The sequence below is a fragment of the Herbidospora daliensis genome, from assembly GCF_001570585.1.
GTDB classification, from domain to species: domain Bacteria; phylum Actinomycetota; class Actinomycetes; order Streptosporangiales; family Streptosporangiaceae; genus Herbidospora; species Herbidospora daliensis.
The window spans coordinates 606,509-632,886 of the sequence record NZ_BBXF01000001.1; the positions used below are offsets into that span (position 1 = coordinate 606,509).

Sequence of the window (26,378 nt, forward strand, 5' to 3'; positions counted from 1 at the left end):
GGGAGGCCCTCTCCTCTTCACTGGGCGAAGACCACCGGGCGGACCTCGATGCCCATGCCGTCGACGTGGGCGTCCGGGATGAGGGCCGCGAGTTCCAGGGCCCTCTCCCGGTTCTCGACCTCGATCAGGTAGTAGCCGCCGAAGAACTCCTTCGTCTCCAGGAACGGGCCGTCGGTGACGACCGGGATGCCGCCGCGGACGGTGACCACGGCGCTCTGCGTCGGGTCGGCCAGGGCCGCCGTGGCGACCATCTCGCCCGACTTGGTGATGGCCTCCATGAAGTCGCCGTGGCCGGCCATCACCTCCTGGCGCTGCTGTTCCGTGAGGCCGTCCCAGAGGCGGGGGTTCATGTGCATGATCAAGAGGAACTTCATCGTGTCTCTCCTTCGGTGTGCTTCCGGTGATGAGTCGGAGCCACCGCCGGGTTCTCTACATCGGTGCCCAGGGATTCGCGAGGTTCCACGTGCTGTTCGCCGCCCTCGGTCAGGGCACGGTCGTCGACGTCGGCTACCCGGGCCTGTCGTCGTCGTTCCAGCAGGTGGTCGGCGGGGCGTTCCTCGCGGCGGTGGTGATCAGGCACCGGGTGCTGGGCGGTGTACGCGGCGACGACCCGGTGTGATCACATGGACACATGATCGTCGTGGGGGTCGACGGGCTGGCGCCCGGTGTGCTGGCGGTGGAGTGGGCGGCGCGGGAGGCGGCTTTGCGCGGGGTTCCGCTGCGGCTTGTGAGCGTCGTACCGGAATGGTGCCTGCACGAGAGCCCCGAGGGCCCGGTCGCCGACATCGGCGGGTGGATGCGCGACGGGGGCGCGACCGCCCTGGCCGAGGCGACGCAGGCCGCCCGGCGGGTGGCCGAAGAGGTCGCCGTCGAGACCGCCCTGACCGGCGGCGATCCCCGGCAGGAGCTCATCGCGCTCTCCCGTGAGGCCGGCCTGCTCGTCGTCGGCGACTCCGGCATGGGGTCGCTGCGCGGCCTGCTGATCGGCTCGGTCGCCCTCGGCGTGGCCGGGCACGCCCACTGCGACGTGGTCGTGGTCCGGCCCGCTCCGGCCGAACCCCGCCCGGAGGTCGTCGTGGGCGTCGACGGGTCGGCGGCGCAGTCGCGGGTGCTCGACTTCGCGTTCCGGGAGGCCGCCGTCCGCGGCGTCGGGCTGCGCGCCGTCATCGCCTGGAACTGGCGCGACGCCCTGGGCGCCGTCGGCGGCGAGCCGGAGGCGAGCGGCCGGGCCCTGGCGGAGGCCCTCGCGGGCCGTGGGGAGAGCTATCCGGACGTCCAGGTGTGGATGGAGATCGTCGAGGGGCACCCCGTCGAGGTCCTGCGCCGCGCCGCCGCGCACGCCGAACTGCTGGCGGTCGGCTCACGCGGGCGCGGGCCGCTGGCCGGCATGGTGCTGGGGTCGGTCAGCCAGGCGCTGCTGCACATCGCGCCCTGCCCCATCGCCGTCGTGCGCGAACGGTGATCGGGGCCGGCGCCGGCGGGCATGGCCTGAGCCGATCGCGGAATGATGATCGGTACCAAGCCCACGAGAAGGAGCGGCCATGCGGATCGGCGTCGTCTTCCCCCAGACCGAGATCGGCCCCGACGTCGGCGCGGTGCGCGCCTACGGGCAGCGGGTCGAGGAACTGGGCTTCACCCACGTGATGGCCTACGACCACGTGCTGGGGGCCGATCCGGACGTCCACCAGGGCTGGGACGGCCCCTACGACGTGTCCACCGCCTTCCACGAGCCGATGGTGCTGTTCGGCTACCTCGCCGCGCTGACCTCGCTCGAGATGGTGACCGCGATCATCATCGCGCCGCAGCGGCAGACCGCGCTGCTGGCCAAGCAGGCGGCCGAGGTCGACCTGCTCACCGGCGGCCGGTTCCGGCTCGGGGTGGGGCTGGGCTGGAACCGGGTCGAGTACGAGGCCCTCGGGCAGGACTTCACGACCCGGGGCAGGCGGATCGAGGAGCAGGTCACGCTGATGCGACGGCTCTGGACCGAACGGTCGCTCAGCTTCGACGGGGAGTTCGACCGGGTGACCGGGGCGGGGCTCGCCCCGCTGCCGGTGCAGCGCCCGATCCCCGTGTGGTTCGGCGCGCAGTCCGCGCCGGCGTACCGGAGGGTCGGGCGGCTGGCCGACGGCTGGTTCCCGCAGCTGGAACCGGGCCCCGGCCTGGCGGAGGCGAAGGCGGCGGTCGAGCGGGCCGCCGCCGAGGCGGGCCGCGACCCGGCCGCCCTCGGCATGGACGGCCGCCTCCGGTGGACCCCCGACCAGGACGTGCTGGCCGAGAAGGCCCGGGGATGGCGGGAGCACGGCGCGACCCACGTCAGCGTCAACACGATGAACGCGGGCCTGCGCACCGTCGACGAGCACCTGGCGGCGCTGGAGACGGCGGCCGCGACCCTCCTCTGATTTCCCGACAAAATACGTAGGTTTTTAGGGGATATACGTAGTTTCGCTGATGTGCGGAGCGGCCCGGCCGAACAGGGTGGAGGACACCAGTCCACTGCCGCCAGAGGTGCCGATGCGTTACGAACTGCTGGGGCCGCTCCGTGTGTCCGACGGCCGGGAGTCCCGTTTCCTCAGCGCTCCGAAGATGGAGACGACCCTCGCCATCCTGCTCGTCAGGGCCGAGTGGGTCACCACCAAGGAGCAGCTCATCACCGAGTTGTGGGGGGAGTCGCCGCCCCAGCGGGCCTCGGCGGCGCTGCACGTCTACATCTCCCAGCTGCGCAAGTTCCTGGCCTCGGCCGGGCACGGCGAGGGCGACGCGATCGTCACCCGCGCGTCGGGCTACGTGCTGCGCCTGCGCGACGCCGAGTACGACGTGGCCGACTTCCAGCGGGCCGTCGGCCACGGCCGGATGTGCCTGCAGGCCGGGCGGTACGAGGAGGCGCTCGCCCAGTTCGAGGAGGCGCTGCGGCTGGTGCGCGGGCCGGTGCTCGACCAGCTGCCCGAAGGGCCCGTGCTGGCCGCGTTCGCCGCGTGGGCGGAGGAGGAGCGGCTCGACTGCCTGGAGTTGTCGATCGAGGCGCGGACCGCGCTCGGACGGCACCGCGAGGTGATCGGGCCGCTGAACGGGCTGATCACGCAACATCCGCTCCGGGAGTCGTTCTACCGGCAGCTCATGCTGGCCCTCTACCGCTCGGAGCGGCAGGCCGACGCGCTGCAGGTCTACCGCACCGCACAGCGGGTGCTGCAGGCCGAGCTCGGGGTGCAGCCCTGCCCGGCGCTGCGGCGGCTGCACCACGCGATCCTCACCTCCGACGCCCTGCTCGACCTGCGTGCGGCCAGTTGACCGCCGCCGACCTGTGGTTGCGCCGCTACCACGCCGCCCCGTCGGCCTCGGCCGAGCTGGTCTGCTTCCCGCACGCGGGCGGCGCGGCGGCCTACTGGCGTCCGCTGTCGGCCCTGCTGGCCCCCGGCGTCGAGACGCTGGCGGTGCAGTATCCGGGCCGCCAGGACCGCCACCGCGAGCCGCCGGCGGCCGGCCTGCACGAGCTGGCCGACCGGCTGGCCGTAGTGCTCGCCCGACCGGCGGCGCGGCCCCGCGTGTTCCTCGGGCACAGCATGGGCGCCTCCCTCGCGTACGAGGTGGCCGCCCGGCTGGAGGGCACGACGGCCGCGCCCGCCCGGCTGATCCTGTCGGGCCGCCGCGCGCCCTCGCGGTGGCGGCCCTCCCCCGAGCCCCTGGACGACGCCGCGCTCGTCGCACGGGTGCGCGCGCTGGGCGGCACCGACGCCGACCGGCTCGCCGACCCCGACGTGCTGGAGCTGGTGCTGCCCGCCCTGCGCGCCGACCACCGCGCCCTGGCGGGCTACCGCGACACGCCGGGCACGCCGGTCTCCTGCCCGGTGACGGCCTTCGCCGGCGACCGCGACGAGGAGGCCCCGGCCGCCGACGTGGCGGCCTGGCGGCACCACACGACCGGCGGGTTCGACCTGCGGGTCTTCCCCGGCGGGCACTTCTTCCTCGCCGACGACGCGCCGGGCAAGGCCCGCCTCATCGCTGAGCTGGCCCGGCCGGTTCCGACACGCTGAGCAGGCGCACCAGCGCGGCGCGGGAGGCGACGCCGAGCTTGGCGTAGATGCGGTTGAGGTGGACGTCGACCGTGCGAGGGCTGATCCGCAGGCGCTCGGCGATGTCCTTGGTCTTCAGCCCCTCGCCCGCCAGGTCGGCGACCTCGCGTTCGCGTGAGGTCAGCTCGCCCAGCCCGGCCTGCGGGCCGGGGGCGGCGTTCTGGAGGGCGGCGCGGGCGAGGTCGCGGGCCCGCGCGCCGCCCGGTGGGCCGTCGCCGAGGAGGGCCAGCGCCTCTTCGTAGCAGCGGGCGGCCGGCTCCCAGCGGCGGGCCTGGGCGTGCACGTGGCCCTGGGCGAGCCGGGCGTATCCGGCCGCCTCGGGCAGGCCGACGGCGGCCGCGGCGTCGGCGGCGGCCCCGGCCCAGCGGGCGACGCGGGCGGGCGGGCCGTCGTCGTGGCGCAGGGTCGCCGCGGCCAGCAGTTCGTAGCACCAGGCCGCGTAGACCTGGACCGGCTCGGGCACCTGCTCGGGCAGGCCGCCCGGCTCGGGCTCGTGCGGCAGCAGCACGGCCAGCGCGCGGCCGGGGTCGCCGCCCGTCAGCGCGGCCTCGGCGAACAGCAGGGCGTTGATCGGGGTCCGGGCGGCGACGAGATGGTCGTCGCGGCCGGTCGGCAGGGTGGGGCGGCCGAGCCGGGCCCAGGAGGCGGCGATCAGGGCGTCGGCCAGGGCGACGTGGTCGGCGCGGCCGATGCGGTGGGCGACCGACCGGGCCTCCAGCGAGACCGCGTGCGCGTCGGCGGGCCGGCCCCGGTGGTAGTGGACGTAGCCCAGGGTGCCGAGCAGTGGGGCCATCAGGTGGGCCTCGCCCCGTTCGCGGGCCCCCGACAGGGCGCGTTCGGCGTGCGCGCGGGCCGGGTCGTAGCCGCCCATGAGGGCCTCGGCCCACGCGAGCACGAGCAGGTGCGCGGCCTCCCGGGAGCCGGCCGGGGTCTCCCGGCCGTCGAGGAGCCGGGCGGCCTCCCGGAGCGGTCCGGCGGCCCCCGCGGGGTGGCCGCCGATGACCGTGCACATGCCGAGCAGGGCCAGCCGGCCCGCCCCGGTGATCGGGTCCTCGTACGCGGCGTTCCTGGCCAGCGCCTCGACGTCGGCGCGGTCCGGGACCTGCCCGGCCAGCACCTTGGCGAGCTGCGCCTGCACGTGCAGCAGGGCGCGGGCGACCGGGTCGGCGTCGCCGCGCGCGGCCAGTTCGGCCAGCACGAGCGACTGGGCCTCGGCCGCGTCGCCGAGCGCGGCGGTCACCGACGACAGGAAGGCGACGGTGCGGGCCACGGGGCGGCCGCCGAGCACCTGCCGGGCCAGGTCGCGGACCCCTTCGGCGTCGCCGGTGGCCGCCAGCGCGCGGACGACCGGCCGCCACGACCCGGGGCCGGGTTCGGCGCCGTGGGCGCGGTGCGCCCGCAACGCCGAGCCGAGCCAGTGGGCGGCCTCGGCCGGGCGGCCGTTGCGCAGCGCGTCGTGGACGGCGGCCGTCAGGAGCGCGGCGTCGGCCGAGAGGACGCCGGAGCGTTCGGCGTGCCGGGCCACCTCGGCGGGCGGCGCGCCGGTGGCCGACAGGTGCCGGGCGGCCCTGCCGTGCGCCGCCGACCGCCAGCAGGGGTCGACGGCGGCGTACAGGGCGCGCCGGACGAGCGGGTGGCGGAAGGTGAGGGCGCCGGGGCTGCCGGGGACGGGCCGGATCAGGTCGCGCCGCCGGAGCTCGGTCAGCACCCGGCAGGCGACGTCGCGGTCGACCCCGGCCACGGCGGCCACCGCGCCGACGTCGAGGACGTCGCCGAGCACGGCCGCGGCGTCGAGCACCAGCCGGGCCTCCCCCGGCAGCGGCTCGGTCTCGGCGAGCAGCCTGGCTCCGAGGCTGCCGCGCGTCCAGGGGCCGTCGTCGGCCGGGAGGCCGGCCAGCGCGGTCAGGTAGAGGGGGTTGCCCATCGCGTCGTCGTGCAGGCCCCGGACGGCCGCGAGGTCGACGCCGTCGAGCAGCCGGGCCGACTGCCCGTGGCTCAGCGGGCCGAGCGCGACCGAGGCGACGCCACCGAGGTCGAGCACCGAGCGCAGCCTGACCGGCGACTGGCGGGGGCGGTGGGCGACGACGGTGGTCAGCGGGCCGTCGACGGGACGCCGGATGAGCATCTCCAGCAGCGCCACGGACATCGGGTCGGCCCAGTGGACGTCGTCGAGGAGCAGCAGCACGTCGCCGGGCGCGGCGGCCAGGCAGTCGGCCAGCGCCCGGCGCACCGTGACGAAGAGCCGGTGGCGGCCGGCGAACGAGCCGGTCTCGGCGTCACCGGCGCTCCCGAGCACGTCGATCAGCCTGGCGGCGGCGGGCACGATGTGGCCCTCCGGCCCGCGCCAGGTGGCCAGGGCCTGGAGGAAGGGGTGGAAGGGCTGTTCGGCGCCCGCTTCGGAGCAGCGGCCCGGCAGCACGGTGACGCCGTCGCGGCGGGCCTCCCCGGCGAGGCCGCCGAGCAACCACGACTTGCCCGCGCCGGGGTCGCCGGTCAGCTCGGCGACCCGGCCGTGCCGGTCGCGCGCGGCCCGGACGAGACGGGTCAGGCGGTCGAACTCCAGGTCTCTGACGAGCGCGGGGCGCCGGATCTCATGAGCACGGGCGATGACCGTCATCTTCGCGGAAGCCTCCCCAAGGTTTCTATACAAAACCTACTGGAATTGGGGAATAGCATAACCAACCTTCGCGGCCCGCCCGATTAGCGCATCATCGCAATCCGCATTTCCGCACCGGCCGGAATCGCCGCGCCGACGCCCGTGCGTCCGCTGACCGGGCACGACACATCCCGGCAAATTACCTCTAACCGGATTCCGGGGGCGTTAAGTCGCGCTTTAGAAGCGCGGCCGAAGATGAGGCTCGCCGATCCGGCCCATTCGAGGGGTGAGCAGCCTGTGTCCACACTCCGGGACGTCCACGCCCGGCACGCCGTCCGGCGCGTCCCTCTCGGCGACGCCGCCGAGGTGCTGGTCGACCTGCGCGACGGCACGCCGGTCGTGCGCCGGCTCGACCTGGTGGCGGCCGGCACCCGCGCCCACCTGCGGCTCGTCAGCGAGTACCGGGGCGACTCCCGGCAGGAGGCCGGGCTCGGCCCCGGCTGGCGGCTCGACCCCGCGCCGACGCGGGGACCGGCGGGCGAACCCGTCGTCGTCGACGACCAGGGCCGCGTCGTCACGCTGCACCGCGACACGGGCGGCCTGATCACGAAGATCGTCGACCCGCTCGGCGCGCAGGCCGCCTTCTTCCTGTACGACCTGGCCGGCCGCCCCGTCCGGCACACCGACGCCGCCGGGGCCGCGACCCTGTTCCGCTGGGACGACGACGACCGCCTGACCGCGATCGAGGACCCCACCGGCGGCACGCTGACCTTCGCCTACGACGGCCGGGCGGTGACCGGGCTCGACTGGGGCGCCGGCCGGCTCGCCTTCGCCTACGCCCCCGGCCGCACCACGGTGACCGACACCGCCGGGCGGGTGAGCGTGCACGACTTCGACGAGAAGGGCCGGCTGACCGGGCTCGGCGACGGCCGCCGCTGGTCCTGGACCGGCGACGACCTCCTCCACGAGGAGATCGACGCCCTCGGCGGCGTGGTCACCCGCGAGCACGACCCCGAGGGCCGCGTGACCACGCTGCGGCTGCCGACCGGCGAGGAGAGCCACGCGACCTACGGCCCGCGCACCGTGCTGCGCGATCCGGCGGGCCGCGAACTGCGGCTGGACGCCGACCCGTACGGCCGCCCGGTGCGCGCCCTGGTGCCCGGCCGGGACGAACCCCTCGACATCCGCACCTACCACCCGGTGCACGGCCGCGTGCTGACGTTCACCGACGGCGGCGGCCACACCACCTCCTTCGGCTACGACGCCGCCGGGAACCTGACCTCGGTCACCCCGCCCGCGCCGCTCGGCCCGGTCCGGTACGCCTACGACGGCCTGTCGCGCGTCACGGCCGTGACCGGGGGCGACGGCCGTACGGTCGGCTACCGGCACGACCCCGCCGGGCGCCTGGCGGAGGTCGTCGACGAGGCGACCGGCACGGTGCTGGCCGCCTTCTCCCACGACGGCCTCGGCCGGGTCGCCCGCCGCTCCGGGCCCGGCTGGTCGTACGCCCACACCTGGACCCCGACCGGCCGCGGCCCCCGGATCGCCCGGAGCGTGCGCACCGCCGACGGCGAACCGGACGAGGAGGTGCGTCACGACCACTCCCCCGACGGCGACCTGCTCGCCGTCACCACCCCGGGCGGCACCACCGCCTACTCCTACGACGACCACGGCCGCCCCGCGACGGTCACCACCCCCTCGGGGCACGTGGCCCGGCTCACCCACGACGCCGCCGGGCGGCTGATCGGGGTGGACCTGGGGGCGGCCGTACAGGAGATCGAACACGACGCGTCGGGCCGCCGCACCGCGCTCACCGTGCGCGGCCCCGACGGCGAGCCGCGGCTGACCGCCCGCTACGCCTACGAGGGCGGCCTGCTGCGCGCCGCCGAGATCGACGGCGCGACCGTGGAGTACGCCTACGACGGCCTGGGCCGGCTGATCCGGGCCGGCGACGTCGAGTACGCCTACGACCGCGCGAACAACCTGGTCAGGCTGGGCGAGATCGCCTTCACGCTGAACGCGGCCGGGCAGGTCACCCGCTTCGGCGACACCCGGTTCGCCTACGACGGCGCGGGCGACTTCGTCGAGGAGGAGAACCCGACCGGCTCGTTCGCCTACAGCCCCACCCGCCAGACCCTCACCGGCGTCTTCGGCGGGGTCACGGTCGTGGACGTCGCCTACGACGGCCTCGACCAGCGCACCCCGCGCCGCATCACCGAGACCACCGTCGACGGCCGGACCGTCACCCACGTGCTGACCTGGTCGGAGCTCGGGCTGCTCCGCGTCGTCGACGACGGCGCACCCACCGACCTGATCCGCCTCCCCGACGGCACGCCGATCGCCCTGACCGCCCCCGGCGGCGCGCACCACTGGATCGTGACCGACCACCGGGGCTCGGTGCTGGCCCTGATCGGCCTCGACGGCGAGGTCACCGCCCGCTACCGCTACACCCCCCACGGCGCGGTCACCGCCGAGGGCCCGGCCGCCGCCCTGAACCCGCTGCGCTTCCTGGGCGCCTACCAGCTGCTGCGCAGCGCGCACGTGCTCGACGACCACCTCTACAACGGCTACTGGGGCCGCTTCACCCAGCCCGACCCGCGCCGCCGCGCGTACGCGCCCTACACCTTCCGCGACAACGACCCCGTCAACACCGGAACGCCGGCCCGGCACGACTTCTGGGCCGTGCTGGCCGGGCACCCGGCGGAGCGCTTCTTCCCCGGCCCGCCGGAGCCTCCGCTGCCGGAGTGCGCGGGCGACCGTCTCCCCCTGATCGCGGGCGAACCCCCGGCCCGCTTCCCCCTGCACTGACCCGCACTGACGAGAGGACCTCATCATGGCCGACCAGATCGTGATCCGCGCGCCCAAGGAGATCGTGGTCAAGGTGGTGGACGACGTCACGGTCGCCGACCCGCAGATCGGGCAGACCGGCACGTTCGACGACGAGATCTACGACGAGGACGGCACCCTGCTGGGCACCTCCCACGGCTCGTTCCGCATCGAGTACGTGCGCCCCGGCGACGGCGGCCTGATGACCTACTACACCGAGGACATCACGCTGACCGACGGCACCATCCACGCCGAGGGCTGGGCCGACTTCAACGACGTGCGCACCAGCGAGTGGGTCTACTACCCGGCCACCGGCACCGGCGGCAGGTACGAGGGCCTCACCGGGTTCCGCACCTGGCGCATGACGGGCGTGCGGGCCTCGGCCGAGGCGCGCATCCTGCTCGCCGGCTGAGCCGATGCACATCCTCTCGGCCGCCTCGGCGCTGCCCGGCCCGCCCGTCGACAACGCCGCGCTGGCCCGCCGCTTCGGCATGGACGCGTTGTGGGAGCAGTGGGTGGCGGCGTTCATCGGCACCGACGCCCGCCACCTCGCGCTCGACCTGGAGTCGGGGAAGGTCACCACGACCCTGGCCGACCTGGCCGCCGACGCCGGGGCCCGCGCCCTGGCGGCGGCGGGCGTGACGGCGGGCGAGGTGGACGCGGTCGTCCTGGGCACCGCGACCCCCGACCGGCTGATGCCCGCCACCGTCAACGTGGTCGCCGACCGGCTCGGCATCGACCAGGTGCGCACCTTCCAGCTGCAGTCGGGCTGCTCGGGGGCCGTGCAGGCCCTCGACGTGGCCCGGCAGCTGCTGCTCGCCGGGGAGACCCGCACGGTGCTGGTGCTCGGCGGCGACGTCATCGCGCGCTTCTACGACGTGACCCGCGACCTGACCAGGGCGGCCCCGGCCGAGCTGGTCAACTACGTGCTGTTCGGCGACGCGGCGGGCGCGGCCGTGGTGTCGGCGGACGCCCGGCCCGGGTCGGCGCGGGTGCGGGCGCTGTTCACCCGCCTGGTCGGCCTGGGCCGGGAACCCGGCGCGGTGCTGGAGTGGTTCGGCCCCGCCGACCGCGACGACGACCGCCCGGCCGCGACCGAGGACTACAAGGCCATCGAGAAGCACGTGCCCGAGATGACCGAGGAGGTGCTGCTCGAACTGCTGCGCACGGTGGGCTGGACCGACCGCGACGTCGACCTGGTGCTGCCGCCGCAGCTCTCGGGCCGGATGACCCGGCTCATCACCGACCGGCTGGCGCTGCCCGCCGCCCGCGAGGTCTCCGTCGTCGGCCACGCCGGGAACTGCGGCAACGCCATCGTCTTCCTCCAGCTGGAGCGGGCGCTGGCGGCGTTGTCGCCCGGCGAGCGGGCGATCGGGGTGTCGATCGAGTCGAGCAAGTGGATCAAGGCCGGGTTCGCCCTGGAAGGGGCGGCGGCGTGAACGGCGTGCCCGCCGCCGCCGACTGGCCGTCGGTGCGGGGGCGGCTGGCGGAGCTGCCCGACGACGCGCTGCCGCGCGCCGGGCGTCTGCTGGCCCGGCTCGACCCCGCCGAGGTGCTCGCCGCCCATCCGGCCACGCCTCTGGTCTCCCTGTACGTCACCGGCCACGGCACCCTCGCCGCGCTGCGCCCGGCGCTGGCGGTGGAACTGGCCCGGCACGGCCTGCTGGCCGGGGTCGCCCTCGCCGACTTCGACGCCTGGGTGCGCGACCTGGCCAACCCCGCGAGCGACCTCTACACGGCCCTCGCGGCGGCCGAGGGGCCGGCGTTCGCGCTGGCCGTGCTCGACCCCGAGATCGTCGCCGCCGAGCTACCCCTCCCCTGGCGGGCCGACGACGCCGCCCGGGTGTTCGACGCGAAGGTCACCCTGGTCGAGAAGCTCGCCGCGACGTTCGCCGCGACCGCGCGCGGGGCCACGCTGGTGCTCAACACCCTCCCGCTGCCGCGCGAGCTGACCGCCCAGCTGCTCGACCGGCGCGAGCGGGCCGCCCTCGGCGCGGCCTGGCGGGAGGCCAACGCGCGGCTGCTCCGGCTCGACCGCCCTGAGGTGGCCGTCGTCGACCTCGACCCGCTGCTCTCCGAGGGGGTCCGGGCCCGCGACCCCCGGCAGAGCGTCTACGCCCAGGCCCACCTGACCGACGACCTGCTCGCGGCGTACGCGCGGGAGGTCGGCCACCTGGCCCGGCAGGCGGCCGGGCTCGCCCGGAAGGTGCTCGTGCTCGACCTCGACGAGACCGTCTGGGGCGGGGTGCTCGGGGAGGCCGGGCCCGAGGGCATCGAGGTGGCCGAGGGCTACCGGGGCGCGGCGTTCACCCGGTTCCAGCGGGTGGTGCGGCAACTCGGCGCGCAGGGCGTGCTGGTGGCGGCGGTCAGCAAGAACGACCCCGAGCCGGTGGCCGGGGTGCTGCGCGACCATCCCGGCATGACGTTGCGCGACGGCGACTTCGTCCAGGTGCGGGCCAACTGGCGGCCCAAGCACGACAACCTGGCCGAGCTGGCGGCCGACCTCAACCTGGGCGCCGACGCCTTCGTGTTCGCCGACGACAGCTCCTTCGAACGCGGCCTGGTGCGCCGCGAACTGCCCGGCGTCGCCGTGGTCGACCTCACCGCCGAACCCGCGCTGCACGTCGCGGCGCTGCTGCGCGACGGCTGGTTCGACGTGCCCCGGCTCACCTCGGAGGACCGGGCCCGCCCGGCCCGCTACCGCGAGGAGGACGCCCGGCGCGGCTTCCTGGAGACCTTCGACTCCCTCGACGGCTACCTGGCCGAACTCGGCACCGAGGTGCGGCTCGCGCCCGCCGCCCCGGCCCAGCTCGACCGGGTCTCCCAGCTCACCCTGCGCACCAACCAGTTCAACCTGACCACCCGGCGGTTGTCCCCGGCCGACGTGCGCGACCTGGCCGGCGACCCGGACGCCCGGGTGCTCGCCGTCGCCTCCGCCGACCGGTTCGGCGACCACGGCCTGGTGGGCGCGGTCGTGCTGCGCCGCGACGGCGCGGTGCTGCGGGTGGAGGACTTCCTGCTGAGCTGCCGGGTGTTCGCGCGCGGCATCGAGCAGGCGGTGCTCGGCGCGGTGCTGGAGCACGCCCTCGGCTCGGCCGCCGCCGAGGTGCGGGCCGCCTACCGGCGCACCGCCAAGAACGGCAGGGTGGCCGGCTTCTATCCGGAGGCCGGGTTCGCGACCGTGCACGCCGACGAGGCGGGGGCCGAGTTCCGGCACGACCTGACCCGGCCGCCGGAGCCGGTCCCGCACATCCGCCTCAGCGCCGATTTCGGAGGATGACGCCCCATGATCTCCGTCGAGGAGTACCTCGTGCTGCTGCGCGACGAACTGGCCCTCCCGGTCACCGAGGACGACCTCGGCCGGTCGCTCGACACGGTCGACGCGTGGGACTCGGTCCACCTGCTCACCCTCTGCACGCTGCTGGAACGCCAGACGGGCCGGCCGTTGCCGTTCGCCCGGGTGCTGGAGGCCCCCAGCCTGGCGGCGGTCTACGAACTGGCGGTCGCGTCGTGACCGGCGTCGCGCCCTATCGGGAACGGCGGCACACGCTGTTCTTCCTGGAGGCGATCCGCGACTTCTCCCCCGTCTTCCTCGACACCGAGGTCGACATGACCGCCGTGCTGGCGCACCGCGCCGTCCACGGCCACGCGGTCACCGCCTACGTGCTGCACGCCGCCGGGCGGGTGCTGGCCAAGCACCCGGAGGCCAACGCGGCGATCCAGGGGCGGTTCCGGCCGAAAGTGGCCCGCTACCCGTTCGTCAGCGGCAAGGTGACGCTCGACCGCACGCTCAACGGGCGGCGGGTGGTGCTCGGCACGGTGGTGCCGAACCTCCACGAGGCCGCCCTGTCCGACGTCCACGCCCATCTGGCGCGGGTGCGCCAGGGCGACCCGGAGAAGCTGAAGGACTTCGAGGGGGTGCGGCGGCTGCACCGCGCGCCGTGGGCGCTGGGCCGCCGCCGGTTCCGCAGGGCCGCCCGGTCGCTCGACCTGCGGCCGCACCTGACCGGCACCTTCGCGGTGACCTCGCTCGGCCACCGGGCGGTCGACTCCTTCCACTCGGTCGGCGGCACCACCACCACGTTCGGCGTCGGCCGGATCGCCGACCGGGTCGTGGTGCGCGACGGCGTGCCCGCCGTCGCGCCCGTGATGCGGCTCAGCCTCGCGTTCGACCACCGGGTGATCGACGGGGCGGAGGCCGCCGACGTGCTGACCGAGGTGAAAGAGGCCCTGGAGAACCTATGACCGACCTGGACGAGCTGAAGAACTACGTCGTCGCGCACGCCCGCTCGCAGGGCCTGCCGCCCGAGCACTCGGCGGCGATCCTGGCCCGCATCCACGACGACGATTCGTGGGTGCGCGAGTGGAGCGCCGAGGGCGACCGGATGGCCGCCGCCGACCGCCTGCTGGAGGCCAACGCCCACTACATCATGGCCCGCTTCCCCTACCTCGACGGCCCGGCGCGGCAGGAGGCCGCCGCCCGCAGCCGGGCCGTCTTCGACCGCTGGCGGGCCGGCTTCCCGCAGATCAGGCCGCTGGAGGGCCCGGCCCCCGGCTGGACCGTCGGCCTGGACGCCGCCGAGCCCCGGCCGCTGCTGGTGCTGACCGGCGGCATCATCTCGGTCAAGGAGCAGTGGGCGGCGGTGCTGCCGCAGCTCGACGCGCTCGGCTTCGCCGGGATCGTCACCGAGATGCCGCAGGTCGGCGAGAACCCGGTGCCCTACGACGCCGACGCCTGGCGCTTCTTCCCCGCCCTGCTCGACGCGGTCGACGGCCGCGCCGACACCGCCAGGACCTACCTGCTGGCGCTGAGCTTCAGCGGCCACCTGGCGCTGCGCGCCGCCGGGCACGACGACCGGATCAGGGGCGTGGTGGGCGCGGGCGCGCCGCTGCGCCACTTCTTCACCGACGAGACCTGGCAGGCGAGGGTGCCGGGCGTCACCACCGAGACGCTGGCCCACCTGACCGGGGCCGGCCGCGACAAGGTCTACCCGCTGATCCGCGACTGGGCGCTGACCCCGGAGGAGCTGTCGGCGGTGCGGGTCCCGGTCGCCCACGTGACGAGCCTGCGCGACGAGATCATCCCGCCCGCCGACGCCGCCCTGCTGCGCGAGCGGGTGCGCGGGGTGCGGGTGCTGGAGCACGACGACGTGCACGGCGCGCCGTCGTCGTTCGCGCAGACCCGGCTCTGGACGCTGCTGTCGGTGCTGCGCATCCACGGCGGCTTCGCGCCCCAGCGGGTGGCCCTCACGAAGGAGTTCTCGAAGCTCCGGTACGCCTCATGACCCGAACGCGCGCAGGAACGTGTCGACCCCGGCGACGGCCACCTTCTCGGCCTCGCGGGGGTCGAGCGGCCGGGAGCCGAACGTGCTGAGCGTCGGGAGCTCCTCGTAGACCAGGGCGATGAACTGGTTGGCCGCCCTGATCGGGTCGTCGATGCGGAGGTGGCCGGCGTTGGCCAGCCGGGCCAGCCGCCCGGCCAGCGCCTCGATGAACTGGTCGGGGCCGCTCGCCCTGACCTGGTCGAACAGGTCGGGGAAACGCACCGCCTCGGCGTAGAGGAGACGGCGGACGGCCTGCGACTGCTCGTCGGTGTAGCAGGCCACCAGCTTGCCCGCGACGTCTTCAAGGCCGGGGCGCAGCCCGTCGGCCGCGCCGGGGAACGACTCCAGGACCTCCATCGTCTTGCCGTTGGCCCGCGCCGCGGTCTCGGTCATGACGTGGCGGAACAGGTTCTCCTTCGAACCGAGGTGGTTGTAGATGGTCGGCTTGGCCACCCCCGCCTCGGCGGCGATCAGGTCGAGGCTCGCCTGCGCGTAGCCGACGCGGGCGAACACCCGTAGCGCGGCCTCCACGATGGCCCGGCGTTTGTCCAGCCGCCCTCGGTCGGAGGTCGATTTCTCGGTGTCGCCAACGCTCATTTCGCCATGCTACCGTCCCAGGCAGGTAATTGAACTCACCAGTTCATTTTCACTGTCTCCCCGGTTCAAAGGAGTTGTCATGTCAGGCACGGTCCGGCTCGACCGCGCGCTGCTCACGCTGATCGGCGTGATGGTGCTCGGCGGGATGATGTCCTACCTCGACGCGACGATCGTCAACGTCGGGATCAGCACGCTGACCGCCGAGTTCGAGGCGACCCTGGCCACGATCGAGTGGGTGACCACCGGCTACCTGCTCGCGGTCGCGCTGGCGATCCCGCTGGCCGGGTGGGCGACGGTGCGCTTCGGCGCCAAGCGCATGTGGCTGCTCGGCCTGACCGTGTTCCTGGCCGGGTCGACGCTCTCGGCCTTCGCCTGGAACGCCGAGAGCCTCATCGTGTTCCGGATCCTCCAGGGCCTCGGCGGCGGCATGGTCGACCCGATCATGATGACCGTCGTGGCGGGCGCGGCCGGTCCGGCCCGCATCGCCCGCGTGATGGGGCTCATCTCGATCCCGATCACCCTCGGCCCGGTCGTCGGCCCGATCGTCGGCGGCCTGATCCTCGACAACCTCAGCTGGCAGTGGATGTTCCTGGTCAACATCCCCTTCGCGGTCGCCGCGATCGTGCTGGCCGTGGTCGTGCTGCCGGCCGACGGGCCCGGGGCCGACGCGCCGCTCGACTGGATCGGCGTGTTCACCCTGTCGCCCGGCTTCGCCGCGCTCGTCTTCGCGTTGTCGCGCGCCGGGGCCGAGGGCTTCGGCAGCACGTCGGTGGTGATCGGCCTGGTCGTGGGCCTGGCGCTGTTCGCCGCCTACATCGTGCACGCCCTGCGTACCCGCGGCACGCCGCTGCTCGACCTGCGGCTGTTCCGCAGCAGGGGCTTCAGCGCCAGCGTGACCACCATGTTCCTCATCGGCGGCGGCCTGTTCTCGCTGCTGTTCCTGCTGCCGCTCTACTACCAGGAGGTGCGCGGCGAGTCGGTGCTGGCCTCGGGCCTGCTGCTGGCCCCGCTCGGGCTCGGCACGCTCGTCGGCATGCCGGTCGCGGGCAACCTGGCCGACAAGCTCGGCGCGCGGCGGCTGGTGCCGGTCGGCGCGCTGCTCATCGGGCTGGGCGCGCTGGTGTTCACCGGCTCCGACGCGGGCACCTCGCAGCTGCTGCTGACCGGCGCGCAGCTCGCCGCCGGGTTCGGCCTCGGGCTGGTCGGCGCGCCGACGATGGGGTCGGTCTACCGGACGGTGCCCGGCGACGCGGTGGCCGGGGCGACCGGCGCGGTCTTCATCCTCAACCAGATCGGCGCCTCGCTCGGCATCGCCGTCGTCGCGCTCATCCTCCAGGGCGGCGGCGCGCACACCGCCCCCACGCCCACGACCTTCGCCAACGCCTTCTGGTGGCCGGTGGCCGCCGCAGCGGTGGTCTTCGCGGCCGGGCTGCTGCTCCCCGGCAGGCCCGAGGCCGCCCCCGCCGAGCCCGTCGCCAAACCGGCCCCCTCCGAAGGAGCCCTGTCATGACCCTGCCCTTATCGGTCCTCGACGTCGTCCCGGTCTTCGAGGGCGGCTCGGCCACCCAGGCCCTGAACGACACCGTCGCCTTCGCCGCCGAGGCAGAGAAGCTGGGCTACCTGCGCTACTGGGTGGCCGAGCACCACAACACCACCAGCCTGGCCACCTCCGCCCCGGCCGTGCTGGCCGGGCGGCTCGCGGCGGCGACCACGACCCTGCGGGTGGGGTCGGGCGGGGTGCTGCTGCCCAACCACGCCCCGCTCGTGGTGGCCGAGCAGTTCGGCACGCTGGAGGCCCTCCATCCCGGCCGGATCGACCTCGGGCTCGGCCGGGCCCCCGGCACCGACCCGCGCACCGCCCGCGCGCTGCGCCGCTCCCCCGAGGGCGCGGCCGACTTCGCCGGGGAGATCGGCGAGCTGCGCGGCTACTTCGCGCCCGCCGACCCGTCGACCGGCATCGTCGCGGTCCCGGCCGCCGACGCGCGGCCCGACCTGTGGGTGCTCGGGTCGAGCCCCGGCAGCGGCGCGCTCGCCGGGTCGCTGGGGCTGCCGTACGCGTACGCGCACCAGATCAACCCGCGCGACACGGCACAGGCGCTGGCGGCCTACCGCGACGCGTTCCGGCCCTCGGCCGACCTCGACCGGCCGCGCACCCTGATCGCGGCGCTGGTCACCGTGGCCCCCACCGACGACGAGGCCCTCATCGCGGCCTCCTCCTACCTGCTCGGCAAGGTGCTGATGCGCACCTCGCCCCACTTCGACGTGTTCCCGGCCGGGGCGCGGGCGGCCGCGTACCGGTGGTCGCCGGCCGAGCGGGAGTTCGTGCGGGCCCTGGTCGAGCCGCAGCTCATCGGGAGCGTCGAGACGGTGGCCGGCAAGCTCGACCGGCTGGTCGGGGAGACCGGCGCCGACGAGCTGATGGCGCTGACCGTGGTGCCGTCGCAGGACGACCGGCTGCGGTCGTTCCGGCTGCTGGCCGAGGCCGCGTCGATCGTGGTTTCAGCCCCGCTTTAGCGGCACTCCCGATAGTTCGAGCGAGCGCACATCGAACGTATCTGGAGTTCCCATGCCTCCATCACGTGCCGTACTGGCGGCCGTCGTCCTCATCGCCCTCGCCGCCTGCGGCACGGAGAACACCGGTGGGACCAGCGGCGGCCAGGCGGCCGAGCCCGCCGTCTCCGGCACCCTCACCCACGCGGTCAACGAGGAGCCCGACTGCTGGGATCCGCACGTCAGCGCGCAGGACGTCACCTCGTTCCTGCAGCGCCCGGTCTACGACTCGCTGGTCTACCAGACGCCCGACGGCGCCCTGGAGCCGTGGCTGGCCACCAAGTGGGAGATCAGCCCCGACAGCAAGACCTACACCTTCACGCTGCGCGAGGACGTCGTCTTCCACGACGGCGCCAAGCTCGACGCCGAGGCGGTCAAGGCCAACTTCGACCACATCACCGCCAAGGAGACCAACTCCCAGTACGCGGCCGGGCTGCTCGGCCCGTACAAGGGCGTGACGGTCGTCGGCCCCCACCAGGTGAAGGTCGAGTTCGACCGGCCCTACGTGCCGTTCCTCCAGGCGGCCAGCACCACGGCGCTGGGCATCGCCTCCCCCGCCACGCTGAAGGCCGGGCCGGACAAGCTGTGCGCCGCCGGCGCCGGCTCGGTCGGCTCGGGGCCCTTCACGTCGGGCGCCTACGTGCGCGGCCAGGAGCGGACGTACACCAGGAACGCCGCCTACAACTGGGCGCCCAAGAGCGCCGGGCACACCGGCCCGGCCCGGCTGGAGACCTTGAAGGTCCGGTTCATCTCCGAGGCGGCCACCCGGGTCGGGGCGCTGACCTCCGGCCAGGTCGACACGGCCAGCGCGATCCCGGCCAACCAGCTCGGGCTGCTCACGGCCGACCCGAGGCTGCAGGTGCTCGACAAGCAGGTGCCCGGGGCGGTGAACGCCTTCTACCTGAACACCAAGGGCGCGCTGTTCTCCGACGTGCGGGTGCGGCGGGCCTTCCAGCGGGCCATCGACGTCGACACGCTGGTGAAGTCGGTCTTCCAGGGCCTCTACCAGCGGGCCTGGAGCCCGCTTTCGCCGACCACCCCGGCCAGCTACGACGCCTCGCTGGAGAACACCTGGCCGCCCGACCCGGCGTTGTCGGCCAAGCTGCTCGACGAGGCCGGCTGGACCGGCCGCGACGCCGAGGGCTACCGCACCAAGGACGGCAAGCGGCTCACCGTGGTCGCCCCGATCTACGGCGAGGCGAGCACGTTCTCGCAGGCGGTGCAGGGCGACCTGAAGAAGTCGGGCATCTACCTGGAGCTGCTCGCCTCGACCGACGCGATCGAGATCGGCGGCCGCCTCGACGAGGGCCGCTACGACGTGGTCGAGTTGTCGTGGGCGCGCGGCGACGGCGACATCCTGAGCCACTTCTTCTTCTCCGACCAGACGTCCAAGAACAGCGGCCACAACTTCGCCCAGGTCACCGACCCCGAGGTCGACACGTGGCTGACGGCGGCGCAGACCGCGCAGGAGCCCGCCCAGCGCGCCGCCGAGTACGCCAAGGCGCAGAAGTGGGCGATCGAGAACGCCGTGGTGGTGCCGACCTACGTCGACACGCAGAACCTCGGCGCCAGCAAGAAGGTGCGCGACCTGCGGCTGAGCATCTCGGCGCACCCCGAGTTCTACGGCGCCTGGGTCGAGGCCCCGTGAGGGGTGTGCTGACCCGGCTGGTGAGCGCGGCCCTCGTCGTGTGGGCCGCGGCCACCTGCGCCTTCCTGGTTCTCCAGCTCATCCCGGGCGACCCGGTCTACGCCGTCGTCGGCTCCGACGCGCTGGTCTCCGAGGAGCAGCACGAGCGGATCCGCGCCGAATACGGCCTCGACCAGCCGCTCGTGGTGCAGTACCTGAGCTACGTCGCCCGGCTGGCGACCTTCCGGTTCGGCGACTCCTACCAGCTCCAGCAGCCGGTGGCGACGGTGCTGGCCGACCAGCTGTGGCCGACCGTGCAGCTCGCGCTGGCGGCCACCGTGCTGGCCCCGATCCTGGCGGTGCTGGTGGCGGTGGCCACCTCGGGGCGGCGGCACTGGCCGCGCCGGGTGGCGGCGGCGGTGGAGCTGGTGGTGGTGTCGACGCCGTCGTTCTGGCTCGGCATCATGCTGCTGACGATCTTCTCGTTCCGGCTGGGCTGGTTGCCGGTGTCGGAGACCGGCGGCGTCGCGTCGCTGGTGCTGCCCACGATCACCCTGGCGCTGCCGATCGCGGCCGTGCTGACCCAGGTGATGCGCGAGGGCCTGCTCGCCGCGCTCGACCAGCCGTTCGCGGTGACCGCGCGGGCGCGCGGCGTGCCCGAGACGGCGGTGCGCTACCGGCACGCCCTGCGCCACTCGGCGCTGCCCGCGCTGACCATGGCGGGCTGGTTCACCGGCACCCTGCTCGGCGGCGCGGTGATCGTGGAGAACGTGTTCGCCCGGCCCGGCATCGGGCGCGTCACCCTCCAGGCGGTCGGCGACCGCGACCTGCCGGTCGTGCAGGGCGTGGTGGCGCTGTCGGCGGTGGTGTTCGTCGCGGTCAGCGTGCTGGTCGACGTCCTGTACGCCGTCGTCGACCCCCGCCTGCGCCGGAGGACGGGGGTGCAGGCGATATGAGGCACACAGGCATCGCGCTGGCGGGGGCGTTCCTGGTGCTCCTCGTCGTGGCGGCGCTCTTCCCCGGGCTGCTGGCCGGGGGCGACCCGACCGCGACCGACCCGCTGTCCACCTTCCTGCCGCCCGGCTCGGCGCACTTCTTCGGCACCGACCAGCTCGGGCGCGACGTCTTCACCCGGGTCGTGTACGGCGCCCGCCACTCGCTGGCCATCGGCGCGGCGGCCACCGTGGGCGGGCTCCTCATCGCCGTGGTGTGGGGCCTGCTGGCGGCGTTGTCGGGCCGGTTCGGCGACGCGGTGCTGATGCGGGTCGCCGACGCCCTGCTGGCGCTGCCCGGCCTGCTGCTGGCCCTGCTCGTGGTGCTGATCACCGGCAAGGGCGTGGTCGGCGCGACGCTCGCGGTGGCCGTGGGCATCGCGCCCGGCTTCGCCCGGGTCGTGCGCGCGCAGGCGCTCGTGGTGCGCCGGTCGGGCTACGTCGAGGCGGCGATCGGGCTCGGTGTGCCCCGGCCGCTGGTCGTGCTGCGGCACGTGCTGCCCAACACGTTCGGGCCGCTGCTGGTGCTGGCCACCGTCACGCTCGGCGTCTCGATCTCTTCGGGCGCGGCCCTCAGCTACCTGGGCCTGGGCGCGCAGCCGCCGACGCCCGAGTGGGGGGCGATGCTCACCGAGAGCCAGGGCTTCCTGCATCTGGCCTGGTGGGCGGCGCTGTTCCCGGGGCTGCTGCTGGTCTTGACCGTCGTCGCGGTGACCGTCGCCGGTCGCCACGCCCAGAACCGATCCGAGGGACGGTACGCCTCATGAGCCTCGTCGAGGCCGTAGACCTTGACGTCCGGTTCGCCGCCGGCCGGGTGCACGCCGTGCGCGGCGCGTCGTTGCGGCTGGCGGCGGGCCGCTGCCTGGCCCTGGTCGGCGAGTCGGGGTCGGGCAAGTCGGCGCTGGCCCGCTCGCTCCTCGGGCTGGCCGGGCCGACCGCCACGGTCACCGCCGCCGAACTGCGCGTCGCCGGGGAGGACGCCCGGACCTTCGGCCCGCGCGAGTGGCGCCGGGTGCGCGGCCGGCACGTCGGGCTCGTCTCCCAGGACGCGCTGGTCGCCCTCGACCCGCTGCGCCCGATCGGCGCCGAGATCACCGAGTCGCTGCTGGCGCACCGCACGGTGCCCCGGAGCCGGGCCCGCGAACGGGTGGTCGACCTGCTCACCCGGGTCGGGGTGCCCGACCCGGAGGAGCGCGCCCGCCAGTACGTCCACCAGCTCTCGGGCGGGCTGCGCCAGCGGGCCCTCATCGCCTCGGCCATCGCGGCCGAACCGGGGATCCTGATCGCCGACGAGCCGACCACCGCGCTCGACGCCGCCGTGCAGGCGCGGGTGCTGGCCCTGCTGGCCGAGCTCAAAGAGCAGGGCACCGGGCTGCTGCTGATCTCCCACGATCTCGCGGTGGTGGAGGCGCTGGCCGACGAGGTCGCGGTGATGCGGCACGGCGTGATCGTCGAGACCGGCCCGACCGAGCGGGTGCTGGAGGAGCCGCGGCATCCGTACACGAAGGAGCTGCTCGCCGCCGTGCCGGGGAGCAGGCCCCGGACCGGGCGGGGGCGGCCACCCGAAGGCGCTCCGTTGCTCGACGTCACCGGCGTGGTGAAGCGGTTCGCCGGCCGCACGGCGGTGGCGGGCGTCGGCTTCACGCTGCGGCCGGGCGAGACGCTCGGGCTGGTCGGCGAGTCGGGTTCGGGCAAGACCACGCTGGCCCGCGTCGTGCTCGGGATGGCCCGGCCCGACGAGGGCACGGTGCTGCTCGACGGCGAACCCTGGAGCGGGGTGCCCGAACGGGCCCGCCGGACGCGGCGGCACACGATCCAGCTCGTGCCGCAGGACCCGCTCAGCGCCGTCGACCCGCGCTGGCCGGTGTCGCGGATCGTCGGCGAGGCGCTGGCCGCGACCGGCGTGCCCCGCGCCGAACGCGCCGACCGAACCGTGGTGCTGCTGGACCGGGTCGGGCTGACCGCCGACCTGCTCGGGCGGCGGCCCGCCGCGTTGTCGGGCGGCCAGCGGCAGCGGGTGGCCGTCGCCCGCGCCCTGGCGACCAGGCCGCGGCTGCTGGTGTGCGACGAGCCGGTGTCGGCGCTCGACGTGTCGGTGCAGGCGCAGGTGCTCGACCTGCTGCGCCGCCTCCAGGAGGAGCTCGGCCTGGCCACCCTGTTCATCTCCCACGACCTGGCCGTGGTGCGCGAGGTCTGCGACCGGGTGATGGTGATGAAGGACGGGGTCGTCGTCGAGTCGGGGCCGGTCGAGGAGGTGTTCGCGGGGCCCGTGCATCCGTACACGAAGTCGCTGCTGGACGCGGTGCCGCGCCGGGCCCGCGCGGCGCGCGAACCCGCGCAAGAACGGCTTTAGAGCCGCCCAATACCACGCTGCCAGCCTCACTCCCATGACCAGCTCACCAGAACAGACCCGCGGCGCACGGCTCCCGTCGCTGACCGGGCTGCGCTTCCTCGCGGCGCTGCTCGTGTTCGCCTTCCACACCACCTGGCAGACCAAGTTCGTCGACACCCCGGTCTTCGAGAGCGCCGGCTTCTACGGCGTCACCTTCTTCTTCGTGCTCAGCGGGTTCGTGCTGACCTGGTCGGCCCGGCCCGGCGACACGCCGCCGAAGGTGTGGCGGCGGCGGGTGGTGAAGATCTTCCCCAACCACCTGGTCACGTTCGCCGTGGCCGGGGTGCTGATGCTGCTGACCGCGCAGGCGTTCACCACCACCGGCACCCTGGCCAACCTGTTCCTGCTCCAGGCGTGGATCCCCGACCTCACCGTGCCGAACACGATGAACTCGGTGAGCTGGTCGTTGTCGTGCGAGTTGTTCTTCTACCTGACCTTCCCGTGGATCCTGCGGCTGCTGAACCGCTTCTCCGCGCGGGCGTTGTGGATCACGGCCGGCGCCCTGGTGGCGGTGACGCTGCTGGTGCCGCTGGTGTCGGTGTACCTGATCGGCGGGCAGCCGCTGCCGTTCATCTCCGACGGGACGTTGTCGTTCGAGCAGATCTGGTTCGTGTACTTCTTCCCGCCGGTCCGGGCGGCCGAGTTCGTCCTCGGCGTGGTGGCGGCGCGGCTGGCGCTGGAGGGGGCGTGGCCCCGGTTCGGACTGGCCCCCGCGCTGCTCGTCGCGGTCGGCGGCTACGTCGTGCAGGCGAACGTGCCCTACCTCTGGGGCATCGCCGGGACGGCGGCCATCTGGCTGACGCCGCTGGTGGTGGCCGCCGCGCAGGCCGACCGGCGGCTGACCCGGTCGCCGTTCCGGGGGCGGGCGCTGGTGCGGCTCGGGGAGTGGTCGTTCGCGTTCTACATGGTGCACGGGCTGACGGTCACCTACCTGCACCGCTACCTGGTCGCCGACCGCGACCCGACGCCGCTCGCGGGGGCGGGGCTGCTGGTGCTGGCCCTCGCGGTCGCGCTGGTGCTGGCCTGGGCCCTGTTCACGTTCGTGGAGACCCCGGCGGTCCGCCGGTTCAGCGCGTCACGGCAGGTCCCGACGGTCTCCACGCCTCTCAGGGAGGTGGCCGAATGACTCAGCTGCCCGAGTATCCGCAGGCCCGCGGGTGCCCTTTCCAGCCCGCGTCCGGGTACGCCGACTACGCCCCGGTCGCCAAGGTGCGGCTCTACAACGGGCGCGAGGTGTGGGCGGTGACCGGGCACGCCGAGGCGCGGCAGGTGCTGCTCGACCCGGTCACCTACTCCTCCGACCGGGTCCATCCGCACTACCCGGCGCTGGCGCCCCGCTTCGAGTCGGCCCGCAAGGTGCGCAACTTCATCGGCATGGACCCGCCGGAACACACCGTGCAGCGGCGCATGCTGCTGTCGAGCTTCACCGTGAAGAAGACCAACGCGCTGCGGCCCCGCATCCAGAGCCTGGTCGACGGGCTCGTCGACGAGATCGAGGCCAAGGGCCCGGTCGCCGACCTGGTGCCCGACTTCGCGCTGCCGGTGCCCTCGATCGTCATCTGCGAGCTGCTCGGCGTGCCCTACGCCGACCACGGGTTCTTCGAGCACCAGTCGCGGCGGGTGGTCACCGGCAGCACCACCCTGGAGGAGAGCGCCGACGCGTTCGCGCAGCTCAAGGGGTATCTCGACGAGCTGATCCGGCGCAAGCAGCGGGAACCCGGCGACGGGCTGCTCGACACCCTGATCGCCGAGCAGGTCGAGACGGGCGGGCTGACCCGGGCCGAGCTGGTCGACATCGCGCTGCTGCTGCTCGTGGCCGGTCACGAGACCACCGCGAGCGCCATCGCGCTCGGCGTCGTCACCCTGCTTGAGCACCCCGATCAGCTGGCCGCGCTGCGGTCGGACCCGCGACTGCTGCCGACGGCCGTGGAGGAGCTGCTGCGCTTCATGGCCATCGCCGACGGCATCGCCCGGTTCGCCACCGCCGACGCCGACCTGGCCGGGCACCGGGTGCGGGCCGGCGACGGGGTCGTGGTCGTCATCGCCACCGCCAACCGCGACGGCGAGGCGTTCCCCTCCCCCGCCGCGTTCGCGGTCGACCGCGGGGCCCGCCACCACGTGTCGTTCGGGCACGGCGTGCACCAGTGCATCGGCCAGAACCTGGCGCGCGCCGAGATGGAGATCGCGCTCGGCACGCTCTTCCGCAGGCTGCCCGGCCTGCGGCTGGCCCGGGACCTCGCCGACCTGCCGATCAAGGAGGCGGGCGGCGTCCAGGGTGTCTGGGAACTGCCCGTCACCTGGTGAACAGGAGTCGTACATGCGAATCAGCGCCGATCAGGGACGCTGCCTGGGCGCGGGACAGTGCGTGCTGTCCGCGCCCGACCACTTCGACCAGTCCGAGCTCGGGCTGGTCGACGTGCTCGACCCGGAGGTGCCGGAAGGGGACGAGCAGCGTTTCCGGGACATCCTCGACCTCTGCCCGTCACAGGCCCTGTCACTGGAGGCGTGACCATGCCGATCAGCGGAACCCTCGCCGACGCCGTCGCCGACCGCGCCGGAACCCGCCCCCGGCCGCTGGCCGAACTGCCGGAGTTCGACTCCGTCGACGTGACCGAGCCCGCCGCGCCGGTGCACGTGCGCGTCTACCGCCCGCGCGGCGTGCCCGGACCGCTGCCCGCGACGTTGTGGCTGCACGGCGGCGGGTTCGTGCTGGGCAACGTCGACCACGTCCACCAGGCGGCGGCGCAGGCGGCGGCGTACGCCTCCGCCGTCGTGGTCGCGGTCGGCTACCGGCTCGCGCCCGAGCACCCCTTCCCGGCCGGGCTGGACGACTCCTACGCGGCGCTCGAATGGCTGGCCGCCGAGGCCGGCGCGCTCGGGGTGGACGCCGCCCGGCTCGGCGTGGCCGGGGCGAGTTCCGGCGCGGCGCTGGCCACGGGCGTGGCGCTGCTGGCCCGCGACCGGGGCGGGCCGCCGCTGGTGTTCCAGCACCTGGCGACACCGGCCCTGGACGACCGTCTGGAGACCGCGTCGATGCGCACGCTGACCGACGCGCCCATCTGGAACCGGGGGCTGGCGCTGGAGAGCTGGCGTCTCTACCTGGGCGGCGGCGGGGTCTCCGGCTATGCCGCGCCCGCCCGGGTGGACGACCTGGCCGGCCTGCCGCCCGCCTACGTCTCCACCGCGGGCCTCGATCCGCTGCGCGACGAGGGCGTCCTGTACGCCCTGCGGCTGGCCCAGGCCGGGGTGCCCGTCGAGCTGCACAACTTCCCGGGCTTCTACCACGCCTTCGGCGGGCCCGATCTGCCGTCGGAGCAACAGCGGATCGCGGTCGAGCATCTGGCGGCGCTCAAGCGGGGGCTCTGGCCGTGACGGCGCCGCCGGGTGAGCGGCCGGTCGGCGCCGCT

25 protein-coding genes are annotated in these 26,378 nt (G+C 74.5%); 22 read left to right on the top strand and 3 right to left on the bottom strand.

The window, feature by feature from the left end; genetic code table 11:
• Window positions 1-17 precede the first annotated feature (17 nt).
• Window positions 18-374: a YciI family protein gene (locus AW274_RS02310; RefSeq protein WP_062428837.1), complete on the bottom strand. Its 357-nt coding sequence runs from the start codon at window positions 372-374 to the stop codon at window positions 18-20.
• Window positions 375-403: 29 nt separating this feature from the next.
• Between AW274_RS02310 and AW274_RS02315 the strand changes: the two genes are divergently transcribed.
• The 5 genes from AW274_RS02315 to AW274_RS02335 all read left to right on the top strand — a co-directional run bounded on the left by AW274_RS02315 (window position 404) and on the right by AW274_RS02335 (window position 4,028).
• Window positions 404-619 (top strand): hypothetical protein, encoded by a 216-nt coding sequence (locus AW274_RS02315; RefSeq protein ID WP_157519724.1) that lies wholly within the window; start codon window positions 404-406, stop codon window positions 617-619.
• A 12-nt stretch (window positions 620-631) separates the two neighbouring features.
• On the top strand, window positions 632-1,462 hold the full coding sequence (locus tag AW274_RS02320) for a universal stress protein (RefSeq protein WP_062428841.1): 831 nt from the start codon (window positions 632-634) through the stop codon (window positions 1,460-1,462).
• A 79-nt stretch (window positions 1,463-1,541) separates the two neighbouring features.
• On the top strand, window positions 1,542-2,399 hold the full coding sequence (locus tag AW274_RS02325) for an LLM class F420-dependent oxidoreductase (RefSeq protein WP_062428843.1): 858 nt from the start codon (window positions 1,542-1,544) through the stop codon (window positions 2,397-2,399).
• A gap of 112 nt (window positions 2,400-2,511) precedes the next feature.
• A complete protein-coding gene (locus AW274_RS02330) occupies window positions 2,512-3,285 on the top strand; it encodes an AfsR/SARP family transcriptional regulator (protein ID WP_062428845.1) in 774 nt (257 codons plus the stop codon).
• Window positions 3,282-4,028 (top strand): thioesterase II family protein, encoded by a 747-nt coding sequence (locus AW274_RS02335; RefSeq protein WP_062428847.1) that lies wholly within the window; start codon window positions 3,282-3,284, stop codon window positions 4,026-4,028. The genes AW274_RS02330 and AW274_RS02335 overlap by 4 nt, the downstream gene beginning before the upstream one ends.
• On the opposite strand, the gene AW274_RS02340 is transcribed toward AW274_RS02335, so the two are convergent.
• Window positions 3,991-6,684, bottom strand: coding sequence for an ATP-binding protein (locus AW274_RS02340; RefSeq protein ID WP_062428849.1), 2,694 nt, complete (start codon window positions 6,682-6,684; stop codon window positions 3,991-3,993). The two genes, AW274_RS02335 and AW274_RS02340, sit on opposite strands and share 38 nt — an antisense overlap.
• Window positions 6,685-6,960: 276 nt before the next feature.
• On the opposite strand from AW274_RS02340, the gene AW274_RS02345 reads away from it, so the two are divergent.
• From AW274_RS02345 to AW274_RS02375, 7 genes are read left to right on the top strand one after another with little or no spacing between them, the layout of a single operon-like run.
• Window positions 6,961-9,471 (top strand): RHS repeat domain-containing protein, encoded by a 2,511-nt coding sequence (locus AW274_RS02345; protein ID WP_062428851.1) that lies wholly within the window; start codon window positions 6,961-6,963, stop codon window positions 9,469-9,471.
• Between the two features lie 25 nt (window positions 9,472-9,496).
• Window positions 9,497-9,901 carry an allene oxide cyclase barrel-like domain-containing protein gene (locus tag AW274_RS02350; protein ID WP_062428853.1) on the top strand — a complete coding sequence of 135 codons (405 nt, stop codon included), beginning with the start codon at window positions 9,497-9,499 and terminating at the stop codon, window positions 9,899-9,901.
• A 4-nt stretch (window positions 9,902-9,905) separates the two neighbouring features.
• Complete coding sequence (locus AW274_RS02355; RefSeq protein WP_062428856.1) at window positions 9,906-10,928, top strand: 3-oxoacyl-ACP synthase III family protein; 1,023 nt, start codon at window positions 9,906-9,908, stop codon at window positions 10,926-10,928.
• The gene (locus AW274_RS02360) at window positions 10,925-12,769 is read left to right on the top strand and encodes an HAD-IIIC family phosphatase (protein WP_062428858.1); all 1,845 of its coding nucleotides are present in this window, start codon (window positions 10,925-10,927) and stop codon (window positions 12,767-12,769) included. The genes AW274_RS02355 and AW274_RS02360 overlap by 4 nt, the downstream gene beginning before the upstream one ends.
• Window positions 12,770-12,775: 6 nt before the next feature.
• Window positions 12,776-13,003 (top strand): hypothetical protein, encoded by a 228-nt coding sequence (locus AW274_RS39950; RefSeq protein ID WP_062428860.1) that lies wholly within the window; start codon window positions 12,776-12,778, stop codon window positions 13,001-13,003.
• Entirely contained in the window at window positions 13,000-13,734 is a 735-nt protein-coding gene (locus AW274_RS02370; RefSeq protein WP_062428862.1) for a 2-oxo acid dehydrogenase subunit E2, read from the top strand. Before AW274_RS39950 ends, AW274_RS02370 begins: the two co-directional genes overlap by 4 nt.
• A complete protein-coding gene (locus tag AW274_RS02375) occupies window positions 13,731-14,774 on the top strand; it encodes an alpha/beta fold hydrolase (RefSeq protein WP_062428864.1) in 1,044 nt (347 codons plus the stop codon). The genes AW274_RS02370 and AW274_RS02375 overlap by 4 nt, the downstream gene beginning before the upstream one ends.
• Here the strand turns inward: AW274_RS02375 and AW274_RS02380 are convergent.
• Entirely contained in the window at window positions 14,769-15,410 is a 642-nt protein-coding gene (locus AW274_RS02380) for a TetR/AcrR family transcriptional regulator (RefSeq protein ID WP_062428866.1), read from the bottom strand. The two genes, AW274_RS02375 and AW274_RS02380, sit on opposite strands and share 6 nt — an antisense overlap.
• 79 nt (window positions 15,411-15,489) lie before the next feature.
• On the opposite strand from AW274_RS02380, the gene AW274_RS02385 reads away from it, so the two are divergent.
• Genes AW274_RS02385 through AW274_RS02430 form a run of 10 tightly spaced genes read left to right on the top strand, consistent with a single transcriptional unit; the run spans window position 15,490 to window position 26,343 of the window.
• Window positions 15,490-16,920 (top strand): DHA2 family efflux MFS transporter permease subunit, encoded by a 1,431-nt coding sequence (locus tag AW274_RS02385; protein WP_062428868.1) that lies wholly within the window; start codon window positions 15,490-15,492, stop codon window positions 16,918-16,920.
• Window positions 16,917-17,924 carry an LLM class flavin-dependent oxidoreductase gene (locus AW274_RS02390; RefSeq protein WP_062428870.1) on the top strand — a complete coding sequence of 336 codons (1,008 nt, stop codon included), beginning with the start codon at window positions 16,917-16,919 and terminating at the stop codon, window positions 17,922-17,924. The genes AW274_RS02385 and AW274_RS02390 overlap by 4 nt, the downstream gene beginning before the upstream one ends.
• Before the next feature lie 52 nt (window positions 17,925-17,976).
• The gene (locus tag AW274_RS02395; RefSeq protein WP_062428872.1) at window positions 17,977-19,608 is read left to right on the top strand and encodes an ABC transporter substrate-binding protein; all 1,632 of its coding nucleotides are present in this window, start codon (window positions 17,977-17,979) and stop codon (window positions 19,606-19,608) included.
• Entirely contained in the window at window positions 19,605-20,543 is a 939-nt protein-coding gene (locus AW274_RS02400) for an ABC transporter permease (RefSeq protein ID WP_232319946.1), read from the top strand. The genes AW274_RS02395 and AW274_RS02400 overlap by 4 nt, the downstream gene beginning before the upstream one ends.
• Window positions 20,540-21,346 carry an ABC transporter permease gene (locus AW274_RS02405; RefSeq protein ID WP_083973779.1) on the top strand — a complete coding sequence of 269 codons (807 nt, stop codon included), beginning with the start codon at window positions 20,540-20,542 and terminating at the stop codon, window positions 21,344-21,346. Before AW274_RS02400 ends, AW274_RS02405 begins: the two co-directional genes overlap by 4 nt.
• Entirely contained in the window at window positions 21,343-22,932 is a 1,590-nt protein-coding gene (locus tag AW274_RS02410) for a dipeptide ABC transporter ATP-binding protein (RefSeq protein WP_062428874.1), read from the top strand. The genes AW274_RS02405 and AW274_RS02410 overlap by 4 nt, the downstream gene beginning before the upstream one ends.
• 34 nt (window positions 22,933-22,966) lie before the next feature.
• The gene (locus AW274_RS02415; protein ID WP_063813055.1) at window positions 22,967-24,097 is read left to right on the top strand and encodes an acyltransferase family protein; all 1,131 of its coding nucleotides are present in this window, start codon (window positions 22,967-22,969) and stop codon (window positions 24,095-24,097) included.
• A complete protein-coding gene (locus AW274_RS02420) occupies window positions 24,094-25,275 on the top strand; it encodes a cytochrome P450 (RefSeq protein WP_062428876.1) in 1,182 nt (393 codons plus the stop codon). The genes AW274_RS02415 and AW274_RS02420 overlap by 4 nt, the downstream gene beginning before the upstream one ends.
• Before the next feature lie 13 nt (window positions 25,276-25,288).
• On the top strand, window positions 25,289-25,480 hold the full coding sequence (locus tag AW274_RS02425) for a ferredoxin (RefSeq protein WP_062428878.1): 192 nt from the start codon (window positions 25,289-25,291) through the stop codon (window positions 25,478-25,480).
• Window positions 25,481-25,482: 2 nt separating this feature from the next.
• Window positions 25,483-26,343, top strand: a complete 861-nt coding sequence (locus tag AW274_RS02430; protein ID WP_062428880.1) for an alpha/beta hydrolase fold domain-containing protein — start codon at window positions 25,483-25,485, stop codon at window positions 26,341-26,343.
• The last annotated feature ends 35 nt before the right edge of the window (window positions 26,344-26,378 follow it).

Bases quoted from the DNA above. Each gene is read 5' to 3' on its own strand.
- AW274_RS02385 (WP_062428868.1), top strand. From the start codon at position 15,490: ATGTCAGGCACGGTCCGGCTCGACCGCGCGCTGCTCACGCTGATCGGC.
- AW274_RS02415 (WP_063813055.1), top strand. From the start codon at position 22,967: ATGACCAGCTCACCAGAACAGACCCGCGGCGCACGGCTCCCGTCGCTG.
- AW274_RS02340 (WP_062428849.1), bottom strand. From the start codon at position 6,684: ATGACGGTCATCGCCCGTGCTCATGAGATCCGGCGCCCCGCGCTCGTC.
- AW274_RS02390 (WP_062428870.1), top strand. From the start codon at position 16,917: ATGACCCTGCCCTTATCGGTCCTCGACGTCGTCCCGGTCTTCGAGGGC.
- AW274_RS02410 (WP_062428874.1), top strand. From the start codon at position 21,343: ATGAGCCTCGTCGAGGCCGTAGACCTTGACGTCCGGTTCGCCGCCGGC.
- AW274_RS02355 (WP_062428856.1), top strand. From the start codon at position 9,906: ATGCACATCCTCTCGGCCGCCTCGGCGCTGCCCGGCCCGCCCGTCGAC.
- AW274_RS02380 (WP_062428866.1), bottom strand. From the start codon at position 15,410: ATGAGCGTTGGCGACACCGAGAAATCGACCTCCGACCGAGGGCGGCTG.
- AW274_RS02430 (WP_062428880.1), top strand. From the start codon at position 25,483: ATGCCGATCAGCGGAACCCTCGCCGACGCCGTCGCCGACCGCGCCGGA.
- AW274_RS02315 (WP_157519724.1), top strand. From the start codon at position 404: ATGAGTCGGAGCCACCGCCGGGTTCTCTACATCGGTGCCCAGGGATTC.
- AW274_RS02320 (WP_062428841.1), top strand. From the start codon at position 632: ATGATCGTCGTGGGGGTCGACGGGCTGGCGCCCGGTGTGCTGGCGGTG.
- AW274_RS02395 (WP_062428872.1), top strand. From the start codon at position 17,977: ATGCCTCCATCACGTGCCGTACTGGCGGCCGTCGTCCTCATCGCCCTC.
- AW274_RS02350 (WP_062428853.1), top strand. From the start codon at position 9,497: ATGGCCGACCAGATCGTGATCCGCGCGCCCAAGGAGATCGTGGTCAAG.
- AW274_RS02405 (WP_083973779.1), top strand. From the start codon at position 20,540: ATGAGGCACACAGGCATCGCGCTGGCGGGGGCGTTCCTGGTGCTCCTC.
- AW274_RS02330 (WP_062428845.1), top strand. From the start codon at position 2,512: ATGCGTTACGAACTGCTGGGGCCGCTCCGTGTGTCCGACGGCCGGGAG.
- AW274_RS39950 (WP_062428860.1), top strand. From the start codon at position 12,776: ATGATCTCCGTCGAGGAGTACCTCGTGCTGCTGCGCGACGAACTGGCC.
- AW274_RS02425 (WP_062428878.1), top strand. From the start codon at position 25,289: ATGCGAATCAGCGCCGATCAGGGACGCTGCCTGGGCGCGGGACAGTGC.
- AW274_RS02420 (WP_062428876.1), top strand. From the start codon at position 24,094: ATGACTCAGCTGCCCGAGTATCCGCAGGCCCGCGGGTGCCCTTTCCAG.
- AW274_RS02310 (WP_062428837.1), bottom strand. From the start codon at position 374: ATGAAGTTCCTCTTGATCATGCACATGAACCCCCGCCTCTGGGACGGC.
- AW274_RS02325 (WP_062428843.1), top strand. From the start codon at position 1,542: ATGCGGATCGGCGTCGTCTTCCCCCAGACCGAGATCGGCCCCGACGTC.
- AW274_RS02375 (WP_062428864.1), top strand. From the start codon at position 13,731: ATGACCGACCTGGACGAGCTGAAGAACTACGTCGTCGCGCACGCCCGC.